The 247-nt window shown below is 61.5% G+C and carries 1 pseudogene; it reads left to right on the forward strand.

The window, feature by feature from the left end:
- A pseudogene (locus AF337_RS11065) lies at positions 1-247 on the forward strand (GMC oxidoreductase); the annotation flags it as partial.

A 247-nucleotide genomic window follows, 5' to 3' on the forward strand; every position in this document is an offset into this window, starting at 1 on the left:
CTACCAGGGAAGTGTCGGCCGTGCGCCGATCTCCGCAGACGCAGATGCACGTCTCGCCTTCTTCGGTTTCGGCCGCATGCTGCCCTATGCAGACAATCGCATCACGCTCGACGTCAGGCGTAGGGATGCCTGGAACATTCCTGTGCCGCATATCCGCTGCGTCATGCGACAGGAGGAACAGGCGCTGCTCAGAAGGCAGGAGGAAACGCTGATCGCGATGATCAAGGAGGTCGGCGGCGACCTCGAA

The organism is Rhizobium ecuadorense (assembly GCF_001187535.1).
Classification (GTDB): Bacteria; Pseudomonadota; Alphaproteobacteria; order Rhizobiales; family Rhizobiaceae; genus Rhizobium; species Rhizobium ecuadorense.